Raw genomic sequence first — 25,610 nt, 5'->3', positions numbered from 1 at the left:
CTATGCCTCGCTGGCTAATTCCCCGTGCGGGGTTCCGTCGATGAGTGCGGCGAGCGTCTTCGCGTCCGGCAGGTCCCTCGGGGCGACAGTCCGGCCGCTGCGCACGTAGTGGAACGCCGCACGAACCTTGTCGAGCGGGACAGGGTCCGATTCGGGGCGAGTGGCCGACATCAGTTCAGCCCAGGCGATTCGATAGGCCGCCAGCTGCATGACCACCGACTCCTCTTCGGTGGCTGTCGGTTCCTTTCCGGTCTTCCAATCGATCACCGTCCAGCCTCCGTCCGAATCAGCGAACACCGCATCGATACGACCGCGCAGAACTGTGCCCGCGACCGATGTTTCGAAGGGAACCTCGACCTCGATCGGGCTCCGGAGCGCCCAATCGGACGCGAGAAAAGCGTGCTGCAGAATCTCCAGATCGATGTCGGCCGCCGCGCCGTCGTCCGCAGAGCCCGGAAGTTCGTCCAGGTCGAGCAATCGAGTTGCCCCGAACCGCCGTTCGATCCACGCGTGAAAGGCTGTCCCGCGCCGCGCGAGCGGGTTCGGTGGGAACGGTAGCGGTCGCCGGAGCCGTTCGGCCAACGCATCGGGATCTGCAGCGAGGTCGACCAATTGGCTGACCGAAAGATTCTCTGGCAACGCGACGGTCACCGTCGGGTGAAAGCGCCCCTCGCGTTCGGCCAGGAGTGCATCGACATCGGCAGCCCAATTCTCAGGATCCTCGACGCTCTCAGGGTCCGCCTCATGCTGCGACGTCGATACCGAAAGCGCCGCGATCACCGAGCGCGCGCCGTTCTCCACGGCAGGGCGGCGTGCACCGAGCGGGTCGCGTGGCCAGATCGCTGAATACGGCTCTGCGCTCAGCGGATTGGCAGTACCGCTTTCCGGTGCTGGAGCCCATCCGTCGATCACTGCGACCGGCGCGGACCCTGTGGCGGCGGACTCGTCGACGAACTTCTTCAGCTCGTCCAGGAACGGCGACGGACCGCGAGGCTTGGAACCGGTCTCGTCCCACTGGTGGCCGGAAACGAACAGCGCACGCTCCGTTCGGGTAAGCGCAACGTAGAACAATCGTCGATCCTCGGCGAGACGGCGGCGGGCCAGCGCGTCCTTGTGGCGACCGACAGCTTCTTGGAGATCCTTTCTGGTGTACAGCTCACTCAGATCCAACACGGGCACGCCGTCGGAACCCTCCGCATCGAGCGCTCTGTCTCCTCGGAGGGCAGGCGGGAGCTCGGCCATTGCGCCGAGCCAGGTCGAGGACGCAGTCGACGACGGGAACACCCCTTTCGAGACATGGGGCACAGCAACGACTTCCCATTCCAAACCCTTCGCCGAGTGCACAGTGAGCACCTGCACGCGATGCGGAGACACCTCGACCTCGCCGGGGGCCAAACCGTTCTCGACTGTTTCCGCGGCCGCGAGGAACGACAGAAACCCTGTGATCGTCGCCTTGGGGTTGTCCGCGTAATCAGCAACGACACCGGCGAACTCGTCGAGATGTTCCCGGCCGACGTCTCCTCCAGTTGTGAACGGTGTGCGCGCCTGCGCCTCGGTCCCGATTCCCATCAGCCGTTCGATGTCTGCGACGAGCTCGGTCAACGGCTGACCGATGCGCTCACGCAACGTGTGCAGCTCTGCGGCGAGTGCAGTGATCCGTCTTCGGCCGATCTCCGAATAGTGCTCTGCCGGGCCTGGATCGGCGATTGCGTCCGCCAGACCCGCATCTTCGGATTGCTCACCGGGCAACGAACTCCCGAGCGCAGCGTCCAGTTCTGCGGCATCCTCGACGCGTCCCACTGCCCCATAGCCGGACCTTATGCCCAGTTCTCTGGCCCGGCGAGAAAGCGCACGAAGGTCCGCGGCACCGATTTGCCAGCGAGAACCGGTGAGAATTCGCATTGCTGCGCTACCTGCCAACGGATCGGCCACTACCCTGAGCATCGCGATCACGTCGGCGACTTCCGGGATGTGGAGCAGGCCGCCGAGCCCCACGACCTCTACCGGAAGGCCTCGCTCACGCAGCACCTCGGCTATCGGTTCGGCGTCGGCGTTGCGCCGCACCAACACTGCGGCGGTGGGGGGTGTGCGTCCGTTCTCGGCTGCGGACCGATACTCCCCTGCTATCCGGTCGCCCACCCACTCGCGTTCACTGAGCACTGTGTCGGTGACCGTCAATCGAACATCGCCTGGGGTGGCCCCCGGACGGGCGTGAAGTGTCGGCACACTGACTCCTGTTTGCCGGAGCGGCGCTGTCACGAGGTTGGCCAGCTCGAGCGCCTCCGGTGGGTTGCGCCAGCTGGTCGAGAGTTCGAGCCGCGGGGCAGGCGCACCTCCCACCAACGGAAAATCCGTTGCGAAACGCGGAAGGTTGGCTGCCGAAGCACCGCGCCAACCGTAGATCGACTGCATCGGATCTCCCACTGCTGTCAAGGCAAGGGCGGAGTCGGAACCTCCTCCGAACAGTGAAGACAGCAAAACTCTTTGAGCGTGCCCGGTGTCTTGGTATTCGTCGAGCAGCACCAACCGGAATCGTTCTCGCTCGGATCGGCCCACCTCGGGATGCTCGGCAGCCACTCGTGCAGCCATGGACATCTGGCTCCCGAAGTCGAGTGCACCTTCACGTCGAAGAGTCTCGGCGAGACGGCTCACGAGGGGCAACAGCGCAACTCGCTTATGTTGCGCATCGAGAATGTCGAGAAGTTCTTTCGTGGGACCCCCGCGCTGCCCTGCACCCGGCGCGAGTGTGTGTACGAGCTTGTCCAGATCGGTGTGTGCCTGTCGCAGATCATCGGGATCGACAAGGTGCTCGGCGAGTTGGCCCGACAGAGCCAATACGGTCTCGGTGATCGAGGTCGGGTTGCGGTCGGTATCGAGGTCTCCGTCCCAGGTGCTGACGACGCGGTGGGCAAGCTGCCACAGTTCGGTTTCCGAGAGCAATGTGGCCGAGGGCTCGATCGGCAACAGCAACCCGTGCTCGGTCAACAATCGTCCGGCGTACGAGTGATACGTGCTGACCTCTGGTTCTCCGCTCACGATACGGTCGCGTAGCTGCAGACTGGGGTCGAGTGCCCGCACGACATCAGATCCAGCCAGCCGCGCCAGGCGCGCTCGGATCCTCGACGTCAGTTGCTGGGCAGCCTTTCTGGTGAAGGTGAGACCGAGGACGCTGTCCGGGTCTACGAAGCCGTTGGCCACCATCCACACCACTCGCGCTGCCATCGTTTCGGTCTTACCGGCACCGGCGCCGGCGACCACGAGTGTCGGACCGAACGCAGATGCGATGACAGCAGCTTGTTCGGGGGTCGGTGGATGCTTCTGTCCGAGAGCGCTCGCCAGTTCGATCGGATCGATTCGAGCTGAACCGACGTCGATCGGAGCCCGATTCTTGGAACGAGCCATCATCGGTCGGTCACCTGTCTGCCGGTCTCGTGTGCTGGGCAACTCGATTTCACCGGGCAGTGTCGACACCCGTCATTGACGAACGCGGCGAACGTCGGCCCCTGTGTCGCGGACGCGGCATCGTGCACGGTATTTCGCCATTCCTCGAGGACCTCCGGTGTCGGCGCCGGCTGGATTCGCTGCGTCGCCCCATCCTTGTTGTGGGATTTGGCCACGAACACCAGCCGCGCTCCTCCTGGTTCTCCCGCGGGCTCACCTTCGATGGCACCCGCCGCGGCGGCGACCTGATACGTCGCCAGTTGACTATGTCTGCGGGCGTCTTCCTTCGACATCACGGTCTTGGCCGTCTTGACGTCGATGATCACGGGACGCCCGTCGGCATCACGCTCGAGTCTGTCGATCCGTCCGCGAAGAGCAACCGACGGTTCTCCCTCGGACCGTGACTCCAGAATTCCGTCGACCTCGACTTCGACGCCTACTTCGGTGAGTTCGCCGCGAGTACCGCGAAGCCATGCCTCGAAGGTATTCAACATGGCTTCGGTTCTTTCCAGCTCGTGCCGCGAATACCACTGCGAGCCCAAGTCCACGCCATCCCAGGCAGTTTCGAGTGCCCTCCGAACCTGCTCCGGTGGCATCTTGCCGGCCACAGCCTGCACGAGGGTATGCACGAGAGTGCCGGTGACGGCGTGCGTATTGGCACCGTCGTTTCCACCGTGCCGATCGAGCATCCAACGCAGAGGGCACGTAGTGAGCTGCTCGACCGTCGAGGGCGAGAGCGGTACCGGCCCGTCTTCGAGGGTCCACAGGGAAGAATCGGTACTGACTCCACCGATACCGAACCACTCTTTGGGGTCCGCCCCTTTCACACCCGCCCGCGCCAGCCGAGCAAGTTGCTGCGCGGCCCGCTCATGCTTTGCTGGATCCTTCTCTGCGACAATCGGATCGCATACCGCGCTGCGTAACTCTGCGACGAGCATCGGCAGCGCCAGGATGCGACCGGACACGTATGCCGGCGGGGTGTGGGGCGCATCGAGATCCGGCTCTCCCCTCCCCTGGAGCTCGTCGATGAACCGAGACCTCACCAGATCGGTGTCCCCAGTACTCGAATCCACGGCGGTCACCAGCAGCACCGACCGGGCACGGGAGCAGGCAACGAGAAACAGCTTGCGTTCCGCGGCCAGCAGGGGTGCGGTCTTCGACAGCTTGTCATCGATGAGCTCTCCGGCGTCGGCGATTCCGGCAGCGAGATCGACCAGGGCCTCGGTGCCGAGAAGGCTTCCCCGCGAGCGAAGCCCCGGCCACAAGCCTTCCTGTACGCCCGCGACTGCGACCAGTTCCCACTCCCGACCAGCTGCTGAATGCGCACTCAGCACCGTGACCGCATCGGGTTGCACGGTCGAACGGATGGAGTTGGACGTCGAAATCTGCTGTCCGGAGATGTAGTCGACGAACCCTGCGAGTCCCGCCTGCGGTAACCGGTCGACATACGAGGCGGCTGATTCGAACAACGCGACGACGGCGTCGAGATCCCGATCTGCTTGCGCACCAGTGGATCCACCCCGCGTCGAGCTGGCGGCCCAGCGCCTCTCCAAGCCCGATGCCTGCCACGCTGCCCACAACACGTCCTCGACCCCGCGGCTTCGGCGCGCGGACGCTTTTCGGACGACCCCGAGCACCTTGCGCAACGGTGCGGATTCGACATCGGACAACGCTGAGACGAAGCGGGCACTGCGACGGGCTGACGCGTCGTGGTCGTCGGACTCAGTGGGTTGTGCAGGCTCAGTGGGTTGTGCAGACTCAGTGGGTTGTGCAGACTCGACGATCACGGCGCGCAGCAGTTCGGCAGAGTCACGTTCGCCTCCCGACGAGAGCTCGATACGACGAATTCCGCGGCGCAACCGGCGCAGGCTCACCGGGTCCGCACCGCCGATCGGGCCGGACAACAATGCCAAAGCATCTTCACCGTCGAAGGATTCGTCCACGATCGCACGCAGCACGAGCAGTAGACCGACCGCCCCGTGTTGCCGATGCACGGGAATCTCGGAGGCAGGGGTGACGATCGGTACACCTGCGGATTGCAACGCCCGCCGCAGTGGCGCGATCGTCCTGGGCACGGATCGCACTACGACGGCCATGTCCGACCAGGGCATTCCGTCGTCGAGATGCGCTCGTCGCATGGCGTCGGCGATGAGTGCCGCTTCCTTGGCCACTGACGGCAGGGTCTGAACGAGGGTGCGAGTTGCACCGTATCGTGGCTCTCTCACCCCTTCTGCACCTCGGTGCCTTCCTGTTCCGGAGAGCCTGCCCGCGATCGGTCCGGTGATCTCGGCAATCTCGCTGCTACTGCGAAAGTTTCGATCGAGGACGATCCGTCGCTCCGAACCAGGCTCGGCGAGATCGGCGACGAAAGACGGATCGGCACCGCGGAAAGTGAACACGGACTGGTCCGGATCTCCGGCTATCACTGTGCTCTCGGTGTTGATGCCGATGAGCCGAACCAGCTGCGCCGCCTGGGGGTCCAGATGCTGTGCATCGTCCAACACGAGATGTCTGATCCGAGCGCGCTCCGACGCCAACAACTCGGGGTCGGTGGCGAACGCCATGAGCGCGCTGCCGATGAGCTCGGCAGCATCGAGGCCGGGCGCCGTCGCTCCCGCTGCCTCTACCCCGACAGCACTACGCAGCAGCATCGACTGCTCGTATCTGGCCGCGAACTTTCCCACTGCGACCCACTCAGGGCGAGTGTGCCGACGCCCGAGCTTGACGAGATCTTCCGGGCCGAGGCCACGCTCGGCCGAGCGGAGCATCAGGTCACGAACCGCGGTGACGAATCCCGACATGCCGAGAGCAGGGCGCACGCGTTCGGGCCAATCAGCGGCTCCGTCTTCGATGTCTCCCCGCAACATCTCTCGCACCACTGCGTCCTGCTCGGCACCGGTGAGCAATCGTGGTGGCGGATTGCCGTAGATAGCTGCCTGCAGGCGGAGAACGGCGAACGCATAGGAGTGAACGGTCCGAACCAGTGGCTCACGAGTTGCACGTGGTGCGCGCTCCCCGGCGAACAGTCCAGCAGTTATTTCTTCCCGGACCGCCGTGGCAGCGCGCTTCGATTGCGTCAGTACCAGCACCGATTCTGGGTCGCCACGCTCGATTCGCGACACCGCGTAGTCGGCGACCAGTGCGGTCTTTCCCGTGCCCGGCCCACCGAGGACTTGCCACGGGTTCCAACCCGGCGATCCGTTCGATGCGGCTTCGGCCGCATTCTCGTCGCTGGCAAGAAGGCGGGCAGCGGGCCCCGTCCAGATGCGGCGAGGGGACTTCACCTTGGGCGCCCGAACGAGCGTGGTGGTACCGCCGCCGCTGATGGTCGGTACTCCGCTCGGATTCGCCGTAGTCATGGAGAGGATTCGATCATGCGCCACCGACAGACCCTCAGCCGTGCGCATGTTCGATGCTCGGTTTCTCGTCCACGTGATGTGGGTCGGGCCGCGATGCGGCATAGTGTCAGCGGTGCCAGAATTGAACTTTCACCAGTACGGCCCGGACACCGGACCCGAGATCCTCGCAATCCATGGGATGACCGGCCACGGTGCTCGCTGGGGTGACCTTGCCGACAATTATCTTCCGCAGGCCCGAGTGCTCGCTCCGGACCTGATCGGCCACGGCCGATCGCCTTGGACGCCGCCGTGGGATATCGGCGCGCAGGTCGATGGACTCAAGACACTTCTCGACAACCATGCCCACGGTCCTGTGCTCGTCGTCGGCCATTCGTACGGGTGTGCGTTGGCAGTCCACCTTGCTGTGCAGCATCCCGAGCTCGTCCGCGGGCTCGTTCTGCTCGATCCGGCGATCGGACTCGACCCCGTCGACCTGCTCGAAGTGGCCGAACTGACCGCGGTGCATTCCGACTACACGGACGCCGAGGAAGCAAAGGCCGAAAAGATCAACGGTGCATGGGCCGATGTACCGCACGCGCTACTCGATCTCGAGGTCGACCAGCACCTCGAGACGATGGACGACGGCCGAGTCAAATGGCGGACTTCCACCGCTGCAACAGTCGCGTCCTGGGGCGAACTGGCCAGGCCGTTGGTGGTACCGCCGCCGGGTACACCGACCGTCGTCGTTCAGGCAAAGAAAGTGCAGCCTCCGTATGTCAGCAAGGAACTGAAGGCCGCGTTCCGCGAGCAATTGGGCGAGAATCTCACTCTTGTCCAGTTGGATTGCAATCACATGGTGGCCCAGGCGAAACCCAAAGAGGTTGCCAAGTTGGTCCTCGAACTGTTGTAGATGGCTGCGACGACGGAGGAACACGTCGAGCGGGTACGTGAGATCGTTGCCTCGGTTCCGCCGGGTAGGGTTGTGACCTACGGCGATATCGCAGCGGCCGCCGGCTTGTCGAGTCCTCGAACAGTCGGGTGGATCTTGCGCACCGACTCGGCCGACCTACCTTGGCACCGCGTCGTGCCCGCCAACGGGAGACCGGCCGCACATCTGGCGACACGGCAACTCGCCGAGCTACAGGGTGAGGGTGTCAGCATTCGCGACGGCCGTGTCGACCTCCGAACTGCCCGCTTCGATCTGGGCTGAACAACTTCAGACGACGTGCTCGACGGCAAGCGGCTCGGCCCGCAGGCCGAGATCTCCTGCTACCACCTTGGCCAGTACGTCCACCGCCGCAGCAATTTCCGAAGCGGATCTTGTGAACGGAAGGATCAGCCTGTCGTCGAAGGCATAGCCGGTTCCAAATCTTGTTCCCGACACAAGGAGCAGATCGCGGGTAGCCGCACGGCGAACCAGATCCTGCGAGGACAATCCTTGCGGCAGTCCGCACCACAGCGACAATCCCCCGTCGGGAACGCGAAATGTCCAGTCGGGCAATTGAGTAGCCACCCGTGAGACGAGCAGATCTCTGCGCTCACGTACCCCTGTGACACGCTCGGCGACAATATCGTCGAACACCGCGAACAATCGGACGGCGGCGGCTTGCTCGATCATGGCAGGCCGCGACGGGAGTATCTGTCCGCGATGGCTCTGCGTAGATCCGAGGTGCCCGGTGGGGTGTAGCCGTGCCCCGCTATGGTCTTCGCCAGTGACGACACCGCGTCGACGAGAGCATCCGCAAGGAGCGGCGAGGCCTCCGGCGCCGCATTGACGAAATCGAGAACGCTCGAACCCTCCGAGCCCATCATCGATACCCAGGAACCCCCGTCACTGGGGACCGCGACGAAGGTACCTGCCCCGTGTACAGCTGCCGCCCAGCCTTGCTCGCGTAATTCCCGGTACGCGGAGGTGACCGTCACACGGCTGACGCCGAGTTGGGCCGACATCACCCGTTCGGGCGGCAGTCTCTTGCCCGCCGGGACCGTGCCGTCGGCAATGATTCTCCGCAACTGATTCGCCAACGAACGGTAGAGCGGCATCCCCTCGATCTTGACCGATCCCATCAGTCCGGCAAGCGTGCGCGCATCTGTCTCGGCCTGGGGATCGGCGGTATTGGCGGAAGAGCCGACGCGGGATGACATCAGTCCAGTTTCACACACAGGCCCTAGTAAATCTCGCCGAATATAGTCCAATAATGAGTCATGTTGATAATAGGACTGCTTCTGGTGATCCCTGTGGCATCGTTGGCCTGGCTTCCCGTCATTGTGCGAAGTGGTGGTCGGTGCGGCCTCGACGGCCCACCCCGTAGTCATCGGCTACCTGAATCCAGTTCGCGCACTAACCTGGAAGAATGAACCTGGGACAATTCGATCCGCGTCCGACCGCCAAGTACGCACTTGCCACTGCGAGTGAATTCGTCGCGAGCGCCGGATTGGTCGTCGACGAGGTCTCGGGAACACGCGTCGCGGGTCACATCGAGCTCACCCCGGAACACTTCACCCCATGGGGAGTGGTGCACGGCGGGGTCTACACGACCGCGGTGGAGTCGGCTGCGAGTATCGGGGCCAGCGAAGCGGTCAAAGGACGAGGCGAGTTCGCCGTCGGGGTCCACAACGCAACCGACTTTCTTCGCGCCAGCAAGGGCGGCCGCATCGATGTACTGGCAGAACCGTTGCAGCAAGGCAGAATTCAGCAACTGTGGCTCGTCACCATCACTGCATCCGACAGCGGAAAAGCACTTGCACGTGGCCAGGTTCGGTTGCAGAACGTCCCGCTCCCGACGTGAACAGCGAAAATCCGAAGTTCGACGCGATCGTCCTGGCCGGGGGACGCGGTTCACGGATGGGCGGGGTCGACAAACCTGCGTTGACCGTCGGACGGCGAAGCATGATCGGGATCGCAGTGGAGGCCGTGCTGCACGCCGGTCTGATCGTGACGGTGGGGCCTACCCGGCACGAGCTGGATTCTCGTGTCCGCCAGACGCAGGAGTCGCCGCCCGGATCGGGGCCGGTCGCGGCGGTCGCAGCCGGTCTGAGAGCACTGCAGGAGTCAGTGGCGGAAGTGGTAGTCATTCTTGCCGCGGACCTACCCTTCATCGACGCGAGCAGCGTCGACGCCCTTCTCGCTGCGTCACTGACCAACTCTGCGGGTGCGACGTTCGTCCGGGACGAAACAGGCCGAACGCAATACCTTTTCGGTGTGTGGGATCGTTCGAAGTTGGTGGCGACACTGACCCGAATGGACACACTTGCGAACCGATCCATGCGATCGATCACCCCCGACGACCATGCAGTCCTCGACCTTTCCGAAGTATCCGGTGATTGCGATACCGTCGGGGATCTCTACCGGGCACGAGCACAACGTGCCGTCGCCGATTCCATACCGCCGGCTCTCACCGTCGACCAGGCCCGCAAGCGGATTCGAGAAAGACTCACCCCTGGCGCAACCCGACGAGTACCACCGCTGGAGGCGCGTGGCACGGTACTGGCCGAGCCGATGATCGCTGCCCGTCCACTCCCCTACGTCGACATATCGGCCATGGATGGCTATGCGGTGTCCGGAAGCGGCCCCTGGACTGTTCGAGCGGACATCGCCTATGCCGGAACCAGTGGACTTGCGGCCATTCCGGAGGGCCACGCTGTTCGAATCGCCACCGGCGCACACGTTCCAGCAGGCGCGACCTCAGTGGTCCGCGACGAATTCGTCGAGCTCGATTCCGACGGACAGTTGCGGTTGTCACCGAACGTCACGCAGCAGGACGACACGCGACGCCGCGGTGAGGATTGGCACGCCGGTGCCGAGCTCGCGCCTGCCGGCACGTCGGTGTCTCCTGCAGTCGTGTCGGTCGCATTGAGCGCAGAGGTCGCCAAGCTGACGGTCCGCGGCCCGGTTCGTGCGCAAATTGTACTGAGCGGCAACGAGATACAAGCGTCCGGTCCACTCGAAGCAGGGCAGACACGCGACACGCTCGGACCGATTCTTCCCCTGTATCTTCACGCGTGCGGAATCACCGTCGTCGACACGGTGTACCTCCCCGATTCACCGACGGCGTTCGAAGATTTGTTGACTGCGTCGACGGCAGCGGACATCACGATCGTCGTCGGAGCAACAGGAGCGGGTGCCGCGGATCAACTCCGTACGGCACTGGTTCACGCAGATGCCGACACAGTGGTCGGTCGAATCCTGGTGCGCCCAGGCGGCTCTCAGATCACCGCGGTACTGCCGAGCGGGCGAGTGGTGCTGGGGTTACCGGGTAATCCACTGGCTGCCATCGGGACTCTTCTGCTCATTGCGCCCACTGTGGTCGAAGCACTCACCGCAAGTACTCCGAGCGCCCCTCGCCTCGGCTACCTGACCAACCCGGAAGCCGTGGGTTCGCCGACGGCTCGGATCGTTCCGGTGGTGCGCGAAGGCACCGAATGGCGAGCAGACACCGCTGTTCGCACAGCACACTTGCTCCACCTGATCGATCACGACGCGTTGGCCGTGGTGCCGGCCGAGGTCAGCTCGACCGAACCGGTGGAACTGCTGCCGATCGTGCGTTGAACTGCCGAGCACCTTCGCGGTATCGATCCACGACGAGGTCGACGATGGCGGGGTGCACACCCAGCGGTTCGGCGACGCCGTCGGCGCCTGCCTCGGCAAGTCGATTGTGAAAGAGGCCGCGCGCAAGTAGATACGAGGCCAGGAACACTCGGCCGTGTCCCTGTGCACGTAGGGCGGTGACTGTGTCCGGGACGACCGCGTTTGCGGGTGACGCGATGGCGATATGGGCCACGGCGACGTCGACGCGGGCGATCCTCGCGAGCATGTCAGCGGCACGGCGGTGCTCGAGTTGTGCCCGGGCATCGGACGAACCTGCTGCGGCGAGGACGACGGCGTCCCCGGGACGCCATCCTGCTTGGCTCAGTCGTTCGAGCAGCACCCTGGCGAGCACCGGGTCCGGTCCGAGTGCGCGAGTGACTGTCACGCTCCGGTGACCGCTGTCGGTGACCTCACGGGGTACATCGGTGTGTACGTGGTATCCCGAGGCCAGAAATGCCGGGACCACGACGGCAGGCCCATGGACCTCGCGAAGAAGCTCGGATGGAGAGGGTCCGAGGACGTCCACGAAAGCGACCCGCGACACCCCGACCTGCCCGCTCACGACATCGGCCAATTCGGCGATCATCTCCACGCCGCGCGGATTTCTGGTCCCGTGGGCGACCAGTACAAGGGCAGGACCTGGTTTCATCTAGAAATTGCTCCTTTCACAAGTGGGCATGGCGGACATGGAGGTTCGTTCGGGAACCTCGTCCTCTTCGAACTCCCCGGTGACCTCGGGTTCGTCGACCGCAAGCCGGTAGCCTCGTTTGACCACGGTGTGAATGGCTTTCGGTGCGCCGAGCGCGGAGCGAAGTCGAGTCATGGCCGTTTCGACGGCGTGAGTATCTCCCCCGCCGCCGGGTAGCGATGCGAGTAGATCTTCCCGGGATACCACTCGCCCAGGTCGCGTCGACAAAGTTTTGAGCAGTGCCATGCCCGCCGGGGACACCGAACGCACTTCGCCGTCGACAACGACACATTTGCCGCGCACACTCAGGAGGTGGCCGCCCGCGCTCATGGGTTGGGAGCGTCGCGGTAATTCCTCTGCGATATGACGCGCCATCGCCCCTAGGCGAGCACGTGCCGGCTGCGTCGTCGCGACGCTCAGTTGTTCGAGAGGTGCGGCGGTGATCGGTCCTACACATACCGGCAGCACCCGGGTACGCATCGATTGCAGCAAAGGTTCGAGAACGCCGTTCTCGTGTGCTCGCATCAGCAGGGACGCCACTGCGGGCGCGCTCGTGAAGCTGATGGCGTCGAGATCTCCGACGATGACTGCTTCGATCATGCGATCCATCGGAACGCTGTCGTCCGGTGCGATCCAGCGGTACACCGGAACGGGCACCACTTCCGCGCCGGCGGAACGCAACTCCTTACAAAAGTCTGGAACCGGTTCCCACTCCGTTGTTGCGCCGTGGAGTTGCACAGCAATCCGTTTGCCTTCGACCCCCTCTGCGAGAAGATGTTCGAGCACTTCCGTCGAAGATTCCGATGCCGGTGACCACTCTTCGCGTAGGTCGGCTGCGCGGATCGCCCCCTTGGCTTTCGGCCCACGAGCCAGCAGTCGAGACGACGCAAGCGCTGCTCCGAGGCTTTCGGCCTGACCCCACCCGTCGGCTGCCTCGATCCAGCCTCGAAATCCAATTCCCGTCGTTGCAACGGTGATCGTCGGCGGATCGGCGATGATGGCGGCGGTGACGCGTTCCAATTCGGCGTCGTCGGACAGCGGAATGATCCGGATGGCCGGCGCGTGCATTACCGAGGCTCCACGCCGAACGAGCAGCGTCGCGAACTCCTCGGCGCGCCGCGACGCGGTGATGCCGACAGCGAATCCTGCCAGAGGTTCCCCGGTCTCGGCAGTCGAGCTCATGTCGATGCGCCACGCACGAAAATCACGCCGCCCGAGATCTTGGTCTCGAAAGATCCGAGCGAGATGTCGACGGCGTCGAGGCATCGGCCGTCGAGAAGAGAGAAGACCTGCTTGAGCAATGGCGAGGCCACGGTGGGTTCACCGTTACGGTCGCCGACGAGACCCCTGGACATCACTGCTGCCCGGCCGAACGGATCGATGTTGCCGACCGCGAACACACGCGCATCGGGCAATGCGAACAACGCCACTTGGGTTCCTCCTCTCAGCAGAACGGCGACGCCTCGTCCAGGAACGAGCGCGTCGACAGTGCACGCGGCAGTCCACGAGCGCGCGGATTCGGTGCCCGATGTCGCAGCGAACTGTTGGTTCCTGTTTCTGGTGGTGCTGGTTCGAGACTCGATGACAGTCATCACGTACCTCCTGGTGCTATTGCACGTTGCCCGTGTTTCTTGGTCGTTAAGTAGCGGTTACTCAGATGTGCACATGCGGTCCGATGCCGTGGGAGGCTGTGAGCGATATCTCAACCGCCGAAGGCCGGCATCCCCATCAGCACCGGAACCTTGCGCTCACCCGACTCGTCGAAGGCAATGGTCGGATCGATCGCGTCGGGCACATTGACGAACGAGACGAATCTGCCCAACTTCTCCTCGTCCTCGAGAACGCCTGCCCATTCGTCCTTGTAACCGGCCACATGGCGGTCTATATCGGCCTCGAGTTCGGCGCCGATCCCCAGGCTGTCCTCGCAGACGACGGCCTTCAGATGCTCGAGACCACCATCGAGCGCATCGAGCCAAGGCGCGGTCCGCTGCAAACGGTCCGCGGTCCGCACATAGAACATGAGGTACCGGTCGATGTAGCTGACGAGGGTGGCGTCATCGAGATTCGATGCGAGCAACCGCGCATGCTTGGGCGATTGGCCACCATTACCGCCGACGTACAGATTCCAACCACCTTCGGTAGCGATGACGCCGACATCCTTACCCCGCGCCTCCGCACATTCGCGAGCACAACCGGAGACACCGAACTTGATCTTGTGGGGCGAGCGCAGGCCTCGGTATCGATTCTCGAGGTCAACGGCCATCCCCACCGAATCCTGGACGCCGTAACGGCACCAACTCGATCCGACGCAACTCTTGACCGTGCGCAACGACTTACCGTACGCCTGACCGGATTCCATGCCCGCGTCCACCAACCGCTTCCAGATCGCAGGTAGCTGCTCCACGCGGGCTCCGAACATGTCTATTCGCTGACCGCCGGTCACCTTGGTGTACAGACCGAAATCTCGTGCCACCTCACCGATGACGATGAGTTGTTCCGCCGTGCACTCTCCTCCCGGCATACGTGGAACAACGGAATACGTGCCGTTCTTCTGAATGTTGGCCAGAAAATGATCGTTGGTGTCCTGTAGAGATGCCTGCTCACCGTCGAGGATATGGTCCGAGGACGTCGAGGCCAGGATCGAAGCTACGACCGGCTTGCAGATGTCGCATCCAGTCCCTTTGCCGTACTTGACGATCAGCGAAGAGAACGTGCGGGTGTTCGTCGCCCGAACGATCTCGAACAGCTCGGCACGAGAATGACCGAAGTGCTCGCACAGCACCTTCGACATCACCACACCCGATGCGGCAAGAAGCGCCTTGATCGACGGAAGGCATCCCCCACACGTCGTGCCGGCGCTCGTGCAGCTCTTCACCGAGGCGAGATCACAGGCCCCCTCCGCGATCGCGTTGCAGATCGCACCCTTGCTCACGCCGTTGCACGAGCAGATCTCCGCATCATCCGGCAACGCACCGATCCCGACTTCCTCGGCAGCAGGAGAGATCAACGATGCTGGATCGCCGGGAAGTTCCCGTCCGACCAACGGGCGAAGCATCGAGTACGCGGCAGCATCACCGACGAGGATTCCACCGAGCAAGGTCTTCGCATCATCGGACACGACCAACTTGGCGTACGTCCCTTTCGGAGCGTCACTGAAGACAACCTCCAGCGCTCCCGGTGTGAGAGCCATGGCGTCGCCGAAGCTGGCGACGTCGACACCCATGAGCTTGAGCTTGGTGGACATGTCGGCACCGGGAAATTCGGCTGAACCACCGAGCAGTCGGTCCGCCACGACCTCCGCCGTCGAATAGCCAGGGGCGACGAGTCCGTAGGAAGTCCCTTCGACCGCGGCGCATTCACCGATGGCATACACATCGGGATCGCCCGTGCAGCAACCGATGTCCACCAAAATTCCGCCGCGCTCACCCAGTTCGAGGCCGCAGTCCCGAGCAAGTCGATCCTGTGGCCGCACACCGGCCGAGAACACCAGCAGCGCTGCATCGATGACACTGCCGTCGGACAACTCCACCGAAAGCCCTGCCCCATCGTCGTTCTCGCTGATCGACGAGGTGCCGACACCGGTGTGGACAGTCAGCCCGAGGTCGGTGACCAGACGTGCCAACAGCGCGCCACCACCCTCGTCGACCTGAAGCGGCATCAGTCGCGGAGCGAATTCGACGACATGGGGCGTCATGCCCATCTTCTGCAGCGCGTTGGCTGCTTCGAGTCCGAGTAGACCTCCGCCCACCACGACACCCACCGCGCCTGGACCCGCAGCGTCCGCGCAGGTCCTGATCCGGTCCAGGTCGTCGAGCGTGCGGTAGACGAAGCACTCCGGGCGATCGTGCCCGGTGATCGAAGGAACGAAAGGGTAGGAACCGGTAGCAAATACGAGGGCGTCGTAGTCGACGGTCTCTCCGGTCGATGTCGTGACCGTCTTCGTTGTGCGGTCGATGTGCTCAGCTCGTACACCGATTCGCAGATCGACGGCTGTGTTACCGAGATCGCCTGTATCGTCGAGATAGTCGTTGCCCGCCAGAGCAAGCTCCCGGTGATCCCAGGCGCCCACATAGGACGAAAGCCCCACTCTGTCGTAGGCGGGCAATGCCTCCTCGCAGAGCACTGTCACCTTCCAGTCGGACGCGGTGGCTCGCGCGCGGAGCGCCTCCACGAATCGGTGACCTACCATGCCGTGTCCTACAACCACCGCGTTCTTCACGTGAGTTGTCCTTTCGAGAATTTCGTGTCGAACAATGTTCGAAGAAAAGAAGTCAGACCGCGACGGACGCGTCCGTCTTCTCGCCTTCGAGAACCCGCGGCTTGCGCAGATAAACGGCCCACGTCACTGCACAGCACACAACATAGAAAACGAGAAACACCCAGAAAGCCGTGGTTGCGGACTTCGCCGCGCCCGAGTACGAAGCTCGCAGCACGAGGTTGATTCCCACACCACCCAAAGCCCCTATGGCACCGGCAATTCCGATCAGAGCGCCGGACATCCTGCGCGAGAAATGCTGCTGTTCCTCGATGCTCATGCCCTGCAGTTCAACGGACTTGGCGGCGAAAATCGCAGGAATCATCTTGTAGACCGAACCGTTGCCGATGCCGGACAGAAGGAACAGAAGAATGAACCCGATCACGAAGAAGGTCATCATGGTTCCGGTGGCAGCACCCGCGGTGTTGTCGTCCCACGTGCCTGCGGCGACCAATATCCCGGTGGAGAAGACCATCGCCACGAACGTATACAGCGTGATCTTGCCACCACCGATCTTGTCGGCGAGCCTGCCACCGAAGGGTCGTGAAATCGATCCGAGCAAAGGTCCGAGAAACGCGATCTGAGCTGCGTGCAACGACGCTTGTGCCTGCTGGGCTGCGGTAGCGGGTGCGCCGTCGGTGATTCCGGCAAGGAAATTGATCTGCAGAACCTGACCGAACGCAAAACTGAATCCGATGAACGAGCCGAACGTTCCGACGTAGAGGAACGCGATCCACCAGGAATCGGAGGACCTGAGAACGTCGATCATCGAGCGGCCGTTGGTCTTCTGGTTCTCGAGGTTGTCCATGAAGAGTGCGGCACCGACGGCGGCGATCGCAATGAAGACGAGGTAAACGGCACACACGATTTCGGGAGCCGTGTTGCCGATCGTCGCGATGACCAAAAGGCCGATGAGTTGAATGACAGGCACACCGATGTTTCCACCGCCGGCGTTCAGCCCGAGTGCCCACCCCTTTTCGCGCTGCGGATAGAAGGCGTTGATGTTGGTCATCGAGGACGCGAAATTGCCACCACCGAGGCCGGCAAAGGCTGCGACGACGATGTAGGTGGTGTACGACGCCGGGTTCAGCATGAAGTACATGGTCAGCATCGTCGGGATCAGCAGGACGAGGGCGCTGAAGATCGTCCAGTTACGACCGCCGAACTTGGCCGTTGCGAACGTGTATGGAATCCGAAGGATCGCTCCGACCAACGTCGGCACCGCGACCAGGAAGAACTTGCCTGCCGCGTCGATGCCGTAGACCGACACCGGCATGAACAGAACCATCACGGACCAGATCGACCAGATGGAGAATCCGACGTGCTCGGCGACGACGGACCAGATCAAATTCCGCTTCGCGATCGTCTTGCCCCCGGCCTCCCACGCCTCGACGTCCTCGGAGTTCCAGTGGCTGATGCGGTGCTTGATCGACACCGGAACGCTTCCTCGCTCGGGCGTCGTTGTCGACGCATCTTGGGCTGGTGGTGCCTCGGGAATGCTGGTCACGTGGGCCTCCTGATCGCGTGGGAGACCCAAAGGTAGAAAAACCTTGTTGCGGAGGCGCTGCCCGCGGTGACCTGTCGATTAACTTGCTCTCACGGGGCGAAATCGGTGCCCGTGAGGTCGTCGGCGCTACGACCCTGCGGCTACGACCGCGCGGTCACCAGGTGTCTTCGAGCATGCGCGGGCGGCAGCACAGGTACCCGCCTACGAGCAGCACCGCAACACATCCGGTCAGGAGCAGCATCGGTATTCCCCAGCCCCCGGAGAGTGTGTGCAGCAGTCCGAACGACAGCGGTCCGGTGGCCGATACGACGTATCCGAGGCCCTGTGTAAATCCCGAAAGTGCTGAGGATCCGGCATGGGTGCGAGTGCGGAGATTGATGAGTGTCAACGACATCGGAAATGTCATCGTGCCGAGTCCGATGAGGCATACCCAGAGAACGGTTCCAGCGGTCGGCGAGAAATACAGTCCGGCGAACCCGATGAGGTAGAAGACCGCAGCCGCGATGACCAAGCCGTACGGGTTGCGCAGGCGCGCGCACAGCGACGGGGCGGCCAGCGAGGAAATCAGACCCATGCCGCCGAACGCTGCGACCGAGGCACCGGCGAAGGCCTCACTGATGCCCGAATCGGTGAGGATCGTCGGTAGCCAGGTCAGCATCGAGTAGGTGATGAACGAGGTCATCGCGAACATGCCGACCATTCCCCATGCCAGCGACGAGCGCCAGATTTTGCCTTCCGAATGCTCCTGCACGGCCACTGCGCTCGCCGCTTCCCTGCCATCACGCTCACGGCGTGAGAGAACGACACCGAGCCACGGCACTGCTGCAGCCACACCCACGACGGCCCACATCCCGATCGAGAAGCGCCATCCGTATGCCTCCGCGACGGGAACTGCCACCAGCGGCGGAACCATCGTGCTGATCTGCATGGCACAGATGTAAAGGGTGCTGACGACGGCCAGACGATCGGAGAAGTAGCGCTTCACCAGCGGTGGAAGAACGACGTTTCCGATTCCCATACCTGCCAGCGCGAGTGCCGACAAGACGAGGAGCGAGCCGGTCCCCGGCGCGAATGCTCGGGTGGCCATACCGAGGGTCGTCGCCAACATCGCCACGAGGGCGGCGCGCTCGAGACCGATTCTCTTGACGATGAGGGGTGTCAGAAGGCCGAAAACGGCGAACATCGCCGGTGGAAGCATTCCGACCAGTCCGACGACCGTGGATCCGAAGTGGAGTTCAGCGCCGATACGCCCGAACAGTGGGCTGATCGAGGTCACGGCGGCACGCAATGTCAGCGCTGACAGAATGATGGCCGCGAAGACGAGTAGACGTCCTCGGACCAAATTCCTGGCGTGGGTCCGGTCGTTCGACTCTGTTACTGCAGCGGGACTCACCACCAAATCATAGGATGACCGGATCATCTGACGCAAAGCCATAAACTGGCCCAGACATCGAGACGAAAACGGGGAGTCACGCGTGCAGCAAGTTCAGCGTTCCAGCCTGATTTCACAGGTCACTGCGCAACTTCGCGCGGAGATCGTGGCCAAGCGTTGGCCGGTCGGTTCGCGCATTCCGGCAGAACCCGAACTGTGTGAGCTGACCGGTACCGGCCGAAACACGGTCCGCGAAGCAGTGCAGGCGCTGGTCCACGCTGGAATGCTCGAGCGAAGGCAGGGATCGGGCACGTATGTGATGACGGTGTCGGATCTGGGCGGCGCGCTGGGAAAATACTTCGCCGACGCGCAGGATCGTGACGTCACCGAGCTACGACGTACCCTCGAGGTCACCGCTGCTACGCTTGCCGCCGAGCGCGCCGACGGAGACGACATCCGCGCTCTACGAGAGGCACTCGCCGCACGAAACCTCGCCTGGACAACTCGGTCTCGCGATGACGCCATCGCGATCGATGCGCAGTTTCATCGCGCGATCGTCGCCGCTTCCCACAACGCCATCTATCTGGAGTTCTACGATTCGCTACTGCCGGTGATCCGACGGACTATGCATCATCACGCCGCCGAGCACGACAGCGACTATGTCGGCGAACATGCCGCGCTGGTCGAGGCCGTGGCGGCAGGCGACCCTCTACGTGCGGGCGAGGCAGCACGTGTGTTCTTCCGCGAACTCGGGGCGGATCACTGAACTAGAGAATCAAGCGAACCAAATCGGCCGTCCGTGCGAGCCCGGGGAAAGCTTCGGGCGTCGAGCGCGGATGCAGAGCGTGCACCGCGAACCGAAAGATCAAGGCACGCAACAACATTTGTGGCCATTCGGGAAGATCGTCCCAGCGCCCGATCAGAGCATCGTCCGCTCCACCCCACGAAATCGCATCGACCACGGCCACCGCTGCGGCCCATGACGTCGGACGCCAATATGGAGTGATGTCGGTGAGGCCGGGAGCTTCACTGCCGTCGAACAGCACCGTGCCGAACAGATCGCCGTGCACCAACTGGTCTTCCGACTCGACAGGTCTGCGCAGACTCGCGAACTGCTTGATCAATTCGAGGCTCTGACGCCCGTCTTCGGAGGTTACGTCCGGAGCGCCTGCACCGCGCGCCGCCCGCAGGGGAACCGCCTCCCAAGCTGCCCGATCTGCCGCAACGAACACATCCACATCCGCCCACGGGGCAACCGGGGGCTGTACCAGAAAGCGAGGGCGTTCCAACTGAGCTGTTGCCGCATGAAGTCGCATCGACAACGACACGACCTCGTCGTGCCGAGGTTCCGGCGAACCTTCGATGAAGGTGTCAGCGCGCCAACTACTGACTACGTAACGTCCGTCCGTCGACCGGACGGGACGCGCAAGGCGAACACCGTCGACGGCAAGGGTCTCGCGCACCTTCGCCGACCACGCGGCCCGCGCGTGATCTGCGACAGGCGAGAGCACGACATCACCGAGTCGCCACCCACCGTCCCAGTCGGCACCGAGCGGCGTAGGCGGTACATCGCGCAACCCGAATGTGGAGATCACGTGTTGAGGGGGTTCCACTGAGCTCACAACTCTCACGCTACCGCCGACGACCCGCACCGCTCCGCAGGCGCGCGTGGAGTAGGACCGGCCGAACAGTACCGACGTGCGACTAGTAGATCGGCAAGCTGGGATCGATCTGACCGGCCCAGGCGATAATGCCGCCTTGCAGATGAACTGCATCGGCGAAACCCGCCTGCTTCAGGACGCCCAGGGCCTCAGCCGACCGAATTCCCGTCTTGCAATGCAACACGATGCGTCGATCGTGGGGCAGCGACGCGAGCGCATCCCCGGAGATGATCACGCCCTTGGGCACCAGGGTTGCCCCCTCGATATGCACGATGTCCCACTCGACCGGCTCGCGAACGTCGATCAACGCGACATCGGCACCAGTCTGGAGCAACTCTGCCAGCTCCTTGGGCGTGATAGTCGAATCTTCGGCTGCAGCCGCACCCTCGTCGGACACGACACCGCAGAACGCGTCGTAATCGATGAGCTCGGTAATCGGAATTCGATCCGGATCTCGCTGCAGACGGATAGTGCGGTAGCTCATAGCCAATGCGTCGTACACCAACAATCGCCCCAGCAGAGTGTCACCGATGCCGGTGATCAGCTTGATCGCCTCGGTCACCATGACCGACCCGATCGAAGCACACAGGACCCCGAGCACGCCGCCCTCCGCACAAGAGGGAACCATTCCGGGCGGCGGAGCCTCCGGATACAGATCCCGAAGGTTCAAACCGGCCCCGTCGGGGGCATCCTCCCAGAACACCGAGACCTGACCTTCGAAACGGTAGATCGACCCCCACACGTAGGGTTTACCCGCTAGAGCAGCGGCATCGTTGACGAGGTAGCGCGTGGCAAAGTTGTCGGTTCCGTCGAGAACGAGATCGTACTGCTCGAAGAGAGGCACAGCATTCGAGCGATCCAGCCTCACCTTGTGCAGCCTGACCTCGACACCGGAGTTGATCTCGCGAATCGAATCGCGGGCGCTTTCCCCTTTCGGGCGCCCGACGTCGGAACTGCCGTGGATGACCTGTCGCTGCAGGTTGGACAATTCGACGTCGTCGAACTCGACGATCCCCAGCGTCCCTACACCTGCCGACGCGAGGTACAGCAATGCAGGCGAGCCCAGCCCGCCTGCGCCGATCACCAACACTCGAGCGTTCCGCAACCGTCGCTGCCCCGTCATTCCTACGTCGGGGATGATCAGGTGGCGACTGTATCGAGCCACCTCGTCGAGCGTGAGCTCTCCTGCCGGTTCGACAAGCGGGGGCAACTGCGTCATGAAAAATGCACTCCTCGACGGCACTCCGTCAGTGGCCGTATGCCACGTTCGGTCACTCGAGGGTACCGAACCGCCCACTCGTAGCCCCTTCGGTGATCCACCGCTCGCACCGCTGCGCGATCGTAAGACGAACGTTCAGCTACGGGGATAAGGCCACGGATTGAACCGACAGGTCTTGCCATCCATAGGCACGACGCCTTCTGGATCGAGGCGGGCGATGTCGTCGTTGGAGGTACCGAAGGTTTGCTGCATCATGACCGGGGCCAGGCCTCCCTCGGTTTCGCAGGGCTGATGTTGCTGATAGCCGATCGCGTGCCCGACCTCGTGATTGATCTGATATTGACGATATGACCCGATATCACCTTGAAATGCGATGGCACCACGCACCCACCGGGGCTCGTTGAGCACGACACGTTCGATTCCAGGGTTGTAACACGAGACCTCGAGCTGAATGTCGTAGCCACAGGCCTTACGAATGGACATCTGCGAGGTCAGCGAGATTCGAAAATCAGGATCACCGGATTCGACTCGGCGAAATGCGAACCGGGGGTCGTTGGTCCAACTCTTCGGGTTACCTAGTGTCTGATCGACCAGTCTTCCGAACGACTCGTCGCCACCGAATCCTGCCGTGTCGATACCGTCCTCGACCTCGACGGTATAGGTGAAGGTGCGCTCGGTCCCTTGACCGACTTTGTTCGACGATCCAGGGACCAGATGCCAGGTACCCGCGCCATCGACAGCAAACGGACCGCCGTCCGGTAGTTCTCCGGAGGGAATGGATGCAGCGAAGTTACCGTCGGCTCGCGGCGGAACTCCGATCACTCCGGAACCGCTCGTGTCCGAGCTGAGCGCTCCGAATCCCGGATCCGCCGGCAGTGAGAGGTTTCCCGTCGCGGTGGTGGTGGGATCACCGGTGCGCACCGCATCGACCACGACCAGCGTGGTCACCACCAGAAGCAGCGGAATTGCATAGGCGCGCCAGCCATAGACGGATGCAAATTTTCCGAGCTTGCTCTGTTTTCTGACTTGACGTTCCGGACGCGGAGTTCGCGGACGTCGTGATTCTTCTCGGCTCGTAGGGTCCCACTGGGCCCGCAGCGGCTGGTGCGAACCTGCGCCGCCAACTTCACGCGGGAGATCATCCAGACCGCTTTCATACCGTCGAGCAGGGCCGTCATACCCTTGCGCTCGAGCGTTCTCCGTATGGCGATCGCCGTCGGCACGGCGGCCTTCTGCCGCCTCGAACCGGCGTGACCGCTGATCGGGTGGGAGGTATGCACCCCCGCGCCTCGGCCCTCCTCGGTCAGTCACTCCGCCAGAATCTCACAGTCTGGCGCATACGCCGCTCGCCGCGCCGAAAATTACGCCTTCGAACAAACCCGATGCCCGATTCAGGCATATTTATCAAGATGTCCGACTCGGCCAAAAAATGTGACTCGAAAAACGAGGAGTACCCGCAGTCCCTTCGGCCACAACTTCGGCAGGTATTGTTGCCCACGATCTGCGCTACCAGTACAAAACGCCTCCGGACACGGGCAACCACGGGCAACCGACACCGGCGCAGTGACCTATGCGGATGGGACCAAGCACTATGACAGAACTCGCGGATCGGATGTCCTCGGACCGTCCGACTCCTCCAGCCGGCCGCCGCAGCGCGCGCTTGCCGCGCGAGGCTCGACGCGCGCAACTCTTGGCTGCAGCGAGCGAGATTTTCGTGACCCGTGGATATCACGCGTCCGGGATGGATGAGATCGCCGAATGCGCCGGAGTCAGCAAGCCGGTGCTCTACCAGCACTTCCCCGGCAAACTCGAGCTGTACCTTGCCGTACTGCAAAGTTATGTGGACACCCTGATCTCCGGGGTCAGACAGGCGCTACGTTCGACGACCGACAACCGGCAGCGCGTCCGCGCCGCGGTGCTGGCGTTCTACGACTTCGTCGACACCGACACGCAGGGGTTTCGTCTGGTGTTCGAATCGGATCTCATGGGCGACCCCCAGGTGAGCGCCCGCGTCGAGCAGGCAACGGAAGCTTGTGTCGATGCAGTGTTCGATCTCGTAGCCCACGACTCGGGTCTGGACCCGTACCGAGCGCGCGTACTTGCCGTCGGTCTCGTCGGTGCCAGCCAGTTCACCGCGCGCTACTGGCTCGAGGCCGACCGTCCGATTTCCAAAGAGGACGCCGTCGACACCACGGTGACACTCGCCTGGGGCGGACTGTCCCACGTTCCGCTTCAGTCCCCCTAGAGTTCGCGACAACGAGCGAGGCCCCGTATCGATCCTTCCGATACGGGGCCTCGCTCGTTCTGCTCGAATTTAGGTCGCGAATCCGACCTTGCGGGGATCGGCTGGGCCGATCTCCACATACGCAACCTTCGCGGCCTGCACGAGGTACTTGCGGCCCTTCTCGTCGACGAGGGCCAGCACGCCGTCCTTGCCACTCATAGCCTGAGCGACGAGCTTCTCGACCTCGTCCGGCGACTGTGCACTGTTCACCACGAGCTCGCGAGCGCTTTCCGACACACCGATCTTGACCTCCACGGCCAACCTCCGAACTCATAGACAACTAAGGCTGCTTCATCCAGGCTAGTGCAGCCGACACCTCAGGAGCTCACCTCATGCCTGTGCTGTCAGCGAACACCATCTTCTCTGCTAGACGAGGCCGAGCACGCGCATCCGTTTCGAGTGCTGCTCCTGCATTCGATCGAACAACGCTGCGACGCCGTTGAGATCGCCCGAGACCGCGATCACCAAGTCGGTGAGACTTTCACGCTGCGCCAATACGTACTGCGCCTGGGTGATCGCTTCACCAAGCAGTCGACGGCCCCACAGCATGAGGCGGGCCTTGTCCTGAGAGCTTTCCTGCACCCGGACCGCGACCTCGTGAACCACGAATTCCGAATGACCGGTCTCGGCCAGTACCTCGCGGACGATCCTCGCGACGCCGGGATCGAGTGTGTGCGCGATCTCGCGATAGAAGTCGGCCGCAATGCCATCGCCTACGTAGGCTTTGACCAGAGCTTCCATCCACGTCGACGGGTTCGTCGAAGCGTGATACTCGTCGAGTGCGCGGACGAAGGGGTCCATCGCGGTGTAGACGTCCACTCCTCGGATCGACAGTGCTCCGACCACGGTTTCGAAGTGGTTCATCTCCGCTGCCGCCATACTTGCCAGCGCGACACGACCCTGCATCGTCGGAGCCATCCGAGCGTCCTCGGCCAGCCGATAGAACGCGGAAATCTCGCCGTACGCCAGCACCGCGAAGAGGTCCGATATTCCGGGGTGGTCGTATGCGACCAACGTCATCTCGGGCGAACCTCCGGTATCGGACGAGTCCTCCGTGGGTGATGCCGAGGTAGACAGAGCAGCGGTCGATAGATCATACGAATGGGCTCCCATAGAAGACGATCGTAGTCGCGTCGGAATCGATGCATCAGCGCAGACCGGCGATGAGTGTCGAGTTGCGCGCCGCCGGGAAAGCACTGAAAATCAATCGATACACAGGATGAGCGCTCGGCAAGCTACCATGGTGCTCAGATCACT

General features: G+C 63.1%; 21 protein-coding genes. 6 read left to right on the top strand and 15 right to left on the bottom strand.

The window, feature by feature from the left end; genetic code table 11:
• Together BJI47_RS14885 and BJI47_RS14880 are read right to left on the bottom strand one after the other, a co-directional pair.
• The gene (locus BJI47_RS14885) at positions 1-3,405 is read right to left on the bottom strand and encodes an ATP-dependent DNA helicase (RefSeq protein ID WP_303393529.1); all 3,405 of its coding nucleotides are present in this window, start codon (positions 3,403-3,405) and stop codon (positions 1-3) included.
• Positions 3,402-6,800 (bottom strand): ATP-dependent DNA helicase, encoded by a 3,399-nt coding sequence (locus BJI47_RS14880; protein WP_088944650.1) that lies wholly within the window; start codon positions 6,798-6,800, stop codon positions 3,402-3,404. Before BJI47_RS14880 ends, BJI47_RS14885 begins: the two co-directional genes overlap by 4 nt.
• A gap of 112 nt (positions 6,801-6,912) precedes the next feature.
• On the opposite strand from BJI47_RS14880, the gene BJI47_RS14875 reads away from it, so the two are divergent.
• Positions 6,913-7,689 (top strand): alpha/beta fold hydrolase, encoded by a 777-nt coding sequence (locus tag BJI47_RS14875; protein WP_088944649.1) that lies wholly within the window; start codon positions 6,913-6,915, stop codon positions 7,687-7,689.
• Positions 7,690-7,989, top strand: coding sequence for an MGMT family protein (locus BJI47_RS14870; RefSeq protein WP_088944430.1), 300 nt, complete (start codon positions 7,690-7,692; stop codon positions 7,987-7,989). It begins immediately after the preceding gene.
• Between the two features lie 6 nt (positions 7,990-7,995).
• Here the strand turns inward: BJI47_RS14870 and BJI47_RS24715 are convergent, their stop codons facing one another.
• Both BJI47_RS24715 and BJI47_RS24710 read right to left on the bottom strand, forming a co-directional pair.
• A complete protein-coding gene (locus BJI47_RS24715) occupies positions 7,996-8,397 on the bottom strand; it encodes a hypothetical protein (RefSeq protein ID WP_254900613.1) in 402 nt (133 codons plus the stop codon).
• Positions 8,394-8,924, bottom strand: coding sequence for a GntR family transcriptional regulator (locus BJI47_RS24710; protein WP_254900612.1), 531 nt, complete (start codon positions 8,922-8,924; stop codon positions 8,394-8,396). Before BJI47_RS24710 ends, BJI47_RS24715 begins: the two co-directional genes overlap by 4 nt.
• 209 nt (positions 8,925-9,133) lie before the next feature.
• Between BJI47_RS24710 and BJI47_RS14860 the strand changes: the two genes are divergently transcribed.
• Both BJI47_RS14860 and BJI47_RS14855 read left to right on the top strand, forming a co-directional pair.
• Positions 9,134-9,568, top strand: coding sequence for a PaaI family thioesterase (locus BJI47_RS14860; protein WP_088944429.1), 435 nt, complete (start codon positions 9,134-9,136; stop codon positions 9,566-9,568).
• Positions 9,565-11,328: an NTP transferase domain-containing protein gene (locus tag BJI47_RS14855; RefSeq protein WP_254900611.1), complete on the top strand. Its 1,764-nt coding sequence runs from the start codon at positions 9,565-9,567 to the stop codon at positions 11,326-11,328. The genes BJI47_RS14860 and BJI47_RS14855 overlap by 4 nt, the downstream gene beginning before the upstream one ends.
• On the opposite strand, the gene BJI47_RS14850 is transcribed toward BJI47_RS14855, so the two are convergent.
• The 6 genes from BJI47_RS14850 to BJI47_RS14825 form a co-directional block, all read right to left on the bottom strand.
• Complete coding sequence (locus BJI47_RS14850) at positions 11,285-12,016, bottom strand: sirohydrochlorin chelatase (RefSeq protein ID WP_088944428.1); 732 nt, start codon at positions 12,014-12,016, stop codon at positions 11,285-11,287. The two genes, BJI47_RS14855 and BJI47_RS14850, sit on opposite strands and share 44 nt — an antisense overlap.
• Positions 12,017-13,237, bottom strand: a complete 1,221-nt coding sequence (locus tag BJI47_RS14845; protein ID WP_088944427.1) for a uroporphyrinogen-III synthase — start codon at positions 13,235-13,237, stop codon at positions 12,017-12,019. It abuts the gene before it with no gap.
• On the bottom strand, positions 13,234-13,647 hold the full coding sequence (nirD, locus tag BJI47_RS14840) for a nitrite reductase small subunit NirD (protein ID WP_088944426.1): 414 nt from the start codon (positions 13,645-13,647) through the stop codon (positions 13,234-13,236). Before nirD ends, BJI47_RS14845 begins: the two co-directional genes overlap by 4 nt.
• A gap of 110 nt (positions 13,648-13,757) precedes the next feature.
• On the bottom strand, positions 13,758-16,274 hold the full coding sequence (gene nirB / locus BJI47_RS14835) for a nitrite reductase large subunit NirB (RefSeq protein ID WP_088944425.1): 2,517 nt from the start codon (positions 16,272-16,274) through the stop codon (positions 13,758-13,760).
• Between the two features lie 52 nt (positions 16,275-16,326).
• The gene (locus tag BJI47_RS14830) at positions 16,327-17,739 is read right to left on the bottom strand and encodes a NarK/NasA family nitrate transporter (protein ID WP_088944647.1); all 1,413 of its coding nucleotides are present in this window, start codon (positions 17,737-17,739) and stop codon (positions 16,327-16,329) included.
• A 232-nt stretch (positions 17,740-17,971) separates the two neighbouring features.
• Positions 17,972-19,210, bottom strand: coding sequence for a CynX/NimT family MFS transporter (locus tag BJI47_RS14825; protein ID WP_254900610.1), 1,239 nt, complete (start codon positions 19,208-19,210; stop codon positions 17,972-17,974).
• 82 nt (positions 19,211-19,292) lie between these two features.
• Here BJI47_RS14825 and BJI47_RS14820 point away from each other — a divergent pair, with 82 nt between their 5' ends.
• Entirely contained in the window at positions 19,293-19,955 is a 663-nt protein-coding gene (locus BJI47_RS14820) for a FadR/GntR family transcriptional regulator (protein WP_088944424.1), read from the top strand.
• 1 nt (position 19,956) lies between these two features.
• Here BJI47_RS14820 and BJI47_RS14815 read toward each other — a convergent pair whose 3' ends face one another.
• The 3 genes from BJI47_RS14815 to BJI47_RS14805 form a co-directional block, all read right to left on the bottom strand.
• Positions 19,957-20,811 carry a TIGR02569 family protein gene (locus BJI47_RS14815; RefSeq protein WP_088944645.1) on the bottom strand — a complete coding sequence of 285 codons (855 nt, stop codon included), beginning with the start codon at positions 20,809-20,811 and terminating at the stop codon, positions 19,957-19,959.
• Positions 20,812-20,893: 82 nt separating this feature from the next.
• On the bottom strand, positions 20,894-22,069 hold the full coding sequence (gene moeZ / locus BJI47_RS14810) for an adenylyltransferase/sulfurtransferase MoeZ (protein WP_088944423.1): 1,176 nt from the start codon (positions 22,067-22,069) through the stop codon (positions 20,894-20,896).
• A 135-nt stretch (positions 22,070-22,204) separates the two neighbouring features.
• On the bottom strand, positions 22,205-23,215 hold the full coding sequence (locus BJI47_RS14805; RefSeq protein ID WP_088944644.1) for a DUF3152 domain-containing protein: 1,011 nt from the start codon (positions 23,213-23,215) through the stop codon (positions 22,205-22,207).
• A 445-nt stretch (positions 23,216-23,660) separates the two neighbouring features.
• Between BJI47_RS14805 and BJI47_RS14800 the strand changes: the two genes are divergently transcribed.
• The gene (locus BJI47_RS14800) at positions 23,661-24,314 is read left to right on the top strand and encodes a TetR/AcrR family transcriptional regulator (protein WP_088944422.1); all 654 of its coding nucleotides are present in this window, start codon (positions 23,661-23,663) and stop codon (positions 24,312-24,314) included.
• 69 nt (positions 24,315-24,383) lie between these two features.
• Here BJI47_RS14800 and BJI47_RS14795 read toward each other — a convergent pair whose 3' ends face one another.
• Both BJI47_RS14795 and BJI47_RS14790 read right to left on the bottom strand, forming a co-directional pair.
• Positions 24,384-24,608 (bottom strand): DUF3107 domain-containing protein, encoded by a 225-nt coding sequence (locus tag BJI47_RS14795; RefSeq protein ID WP_176224869.1) that lies wholly within the window; start codon positions 24,606-24,608, stop codon positions 24,384-24,386.
• Between the two features lie 111 nt (positions 24,609-24,719).
• Positions 24,720-25,373: a ferritin-like fold-containing protein gene (locus tag BJI47_RS14790; RefSeq protein WP_088944643.1), complete on the bottom strand. Its 654-nt coding sequence runs from the start codon at positions 25,371-25,373 to the stop codon at positions 24,720-24,722.
• Between the last annotated feature and the right edge of the window lie 237 nt (positions 25,374-25,610).

It is taken from the genome of Rhodococcus sp. 1168 (assembly GCF_002091955.1).
Classification (GTDB): Bacteria; Actinomycetota; Actinomycetes; order Mycobacteriales; family Mycobacteriaceae; genus Rhodococcoides.
Note: the sequence above shows the minus strand (reverse complement) of the source record. Positions and strands in the feature narration are given on the sequence as shown.

What these genes read in the sequence shown, in the direction of transcription:
- moeZ (WP_088944423.1), bottom strand. Translation starts at nt 22,069, where the DNA reads ATGACGCAGTTGCCCCCGCTTGTCGAACCGGCAGGAGAGCTCACGCTC.
- BJI47_RS14800 (WP_088944422.1), top strand. Translation starts at nt 23,661, where the DNA reads ATGACAGAACTCGCGGATCGGATGTCCTCGGACCGTCCGACTCCTCCA.
- BJI47_RS14850 (WP_088944428.1), bottom strand. Translation starts at nt 12,016, where the DNA reads ATGAAACCAGGTCCTGCCCTTGTACTGGTCGCCCACGGGACCAGAAAT.
- BJI47_RS24710 (WP_254900612.1), bottom strand. Translation starts at nt 8,924, where the DNA reads ATGTCATCCCGCGTCGGCTCTTCCGCCAATACCGCCGATCCCCAGGCC.
- nirD (WP_088944426.1), bottom strand. Translation starts at nt 13,647, where the DNA reads ATGACTGTCATCGAGTCTCGAACCAGCACCACCAGAAACAGGAACCAA.
- BJI47_RS14860 (WP_088944429.1), top strand. Translation starts at nt 9,134, where the DNA reads ATGAACCTGGGACAATTCGATCCGCGTCCGACCGCCAAGTACGCACTT.
- BJI47_RS14845 (WP_088944427.1), bottom strand. Translation starts at nt 13,237, where the DNA reads ATGAGCTCGACTGCCGAGACCGGGGAACCTCTGGCAGGATTCGCTGTC.
- BJI47_RS14885 (WP_303393529.1), bottom strand. Translation starts at nt 3,405, where the DNA reads ATGATGGCTCGTTCCAAGAATCGGGCTCCGATCGACGTCGGTTCAGCT.
- BJI47_RS24715 (WP_254900613.1), bottom strand. Translation starts at nt 8,397, where the DNA reads ATGATCGAGCAAGCCGCCGCCGTCCGATTGTTCGCGGTGTTCGACGAT.
- BJI47_RS14870 (WP_088944430.1), top strand. Translation starts at nt 7,690, where the DNA reads ATGGCTGCGACGACGGAGGAACACGTCGAGCGGGTACGTGAGATCGTT.
- BJI47_RS14790 (WP_088944643.1), bottom strand. Translation starts at nt 25,373, where the DNA reads ATGACGTTGGTCGCATACGACCACCCCGGAATATCGGACCTCTTCGCG.
- BJI47_RS14880 (WP_088944650.1), bottom strand. Translation starts at nt 6,800, where the DNA reads ATGACTACGGCGAATCCGAGCGGAGTACCGACCATCAGCGGCGGCGGT.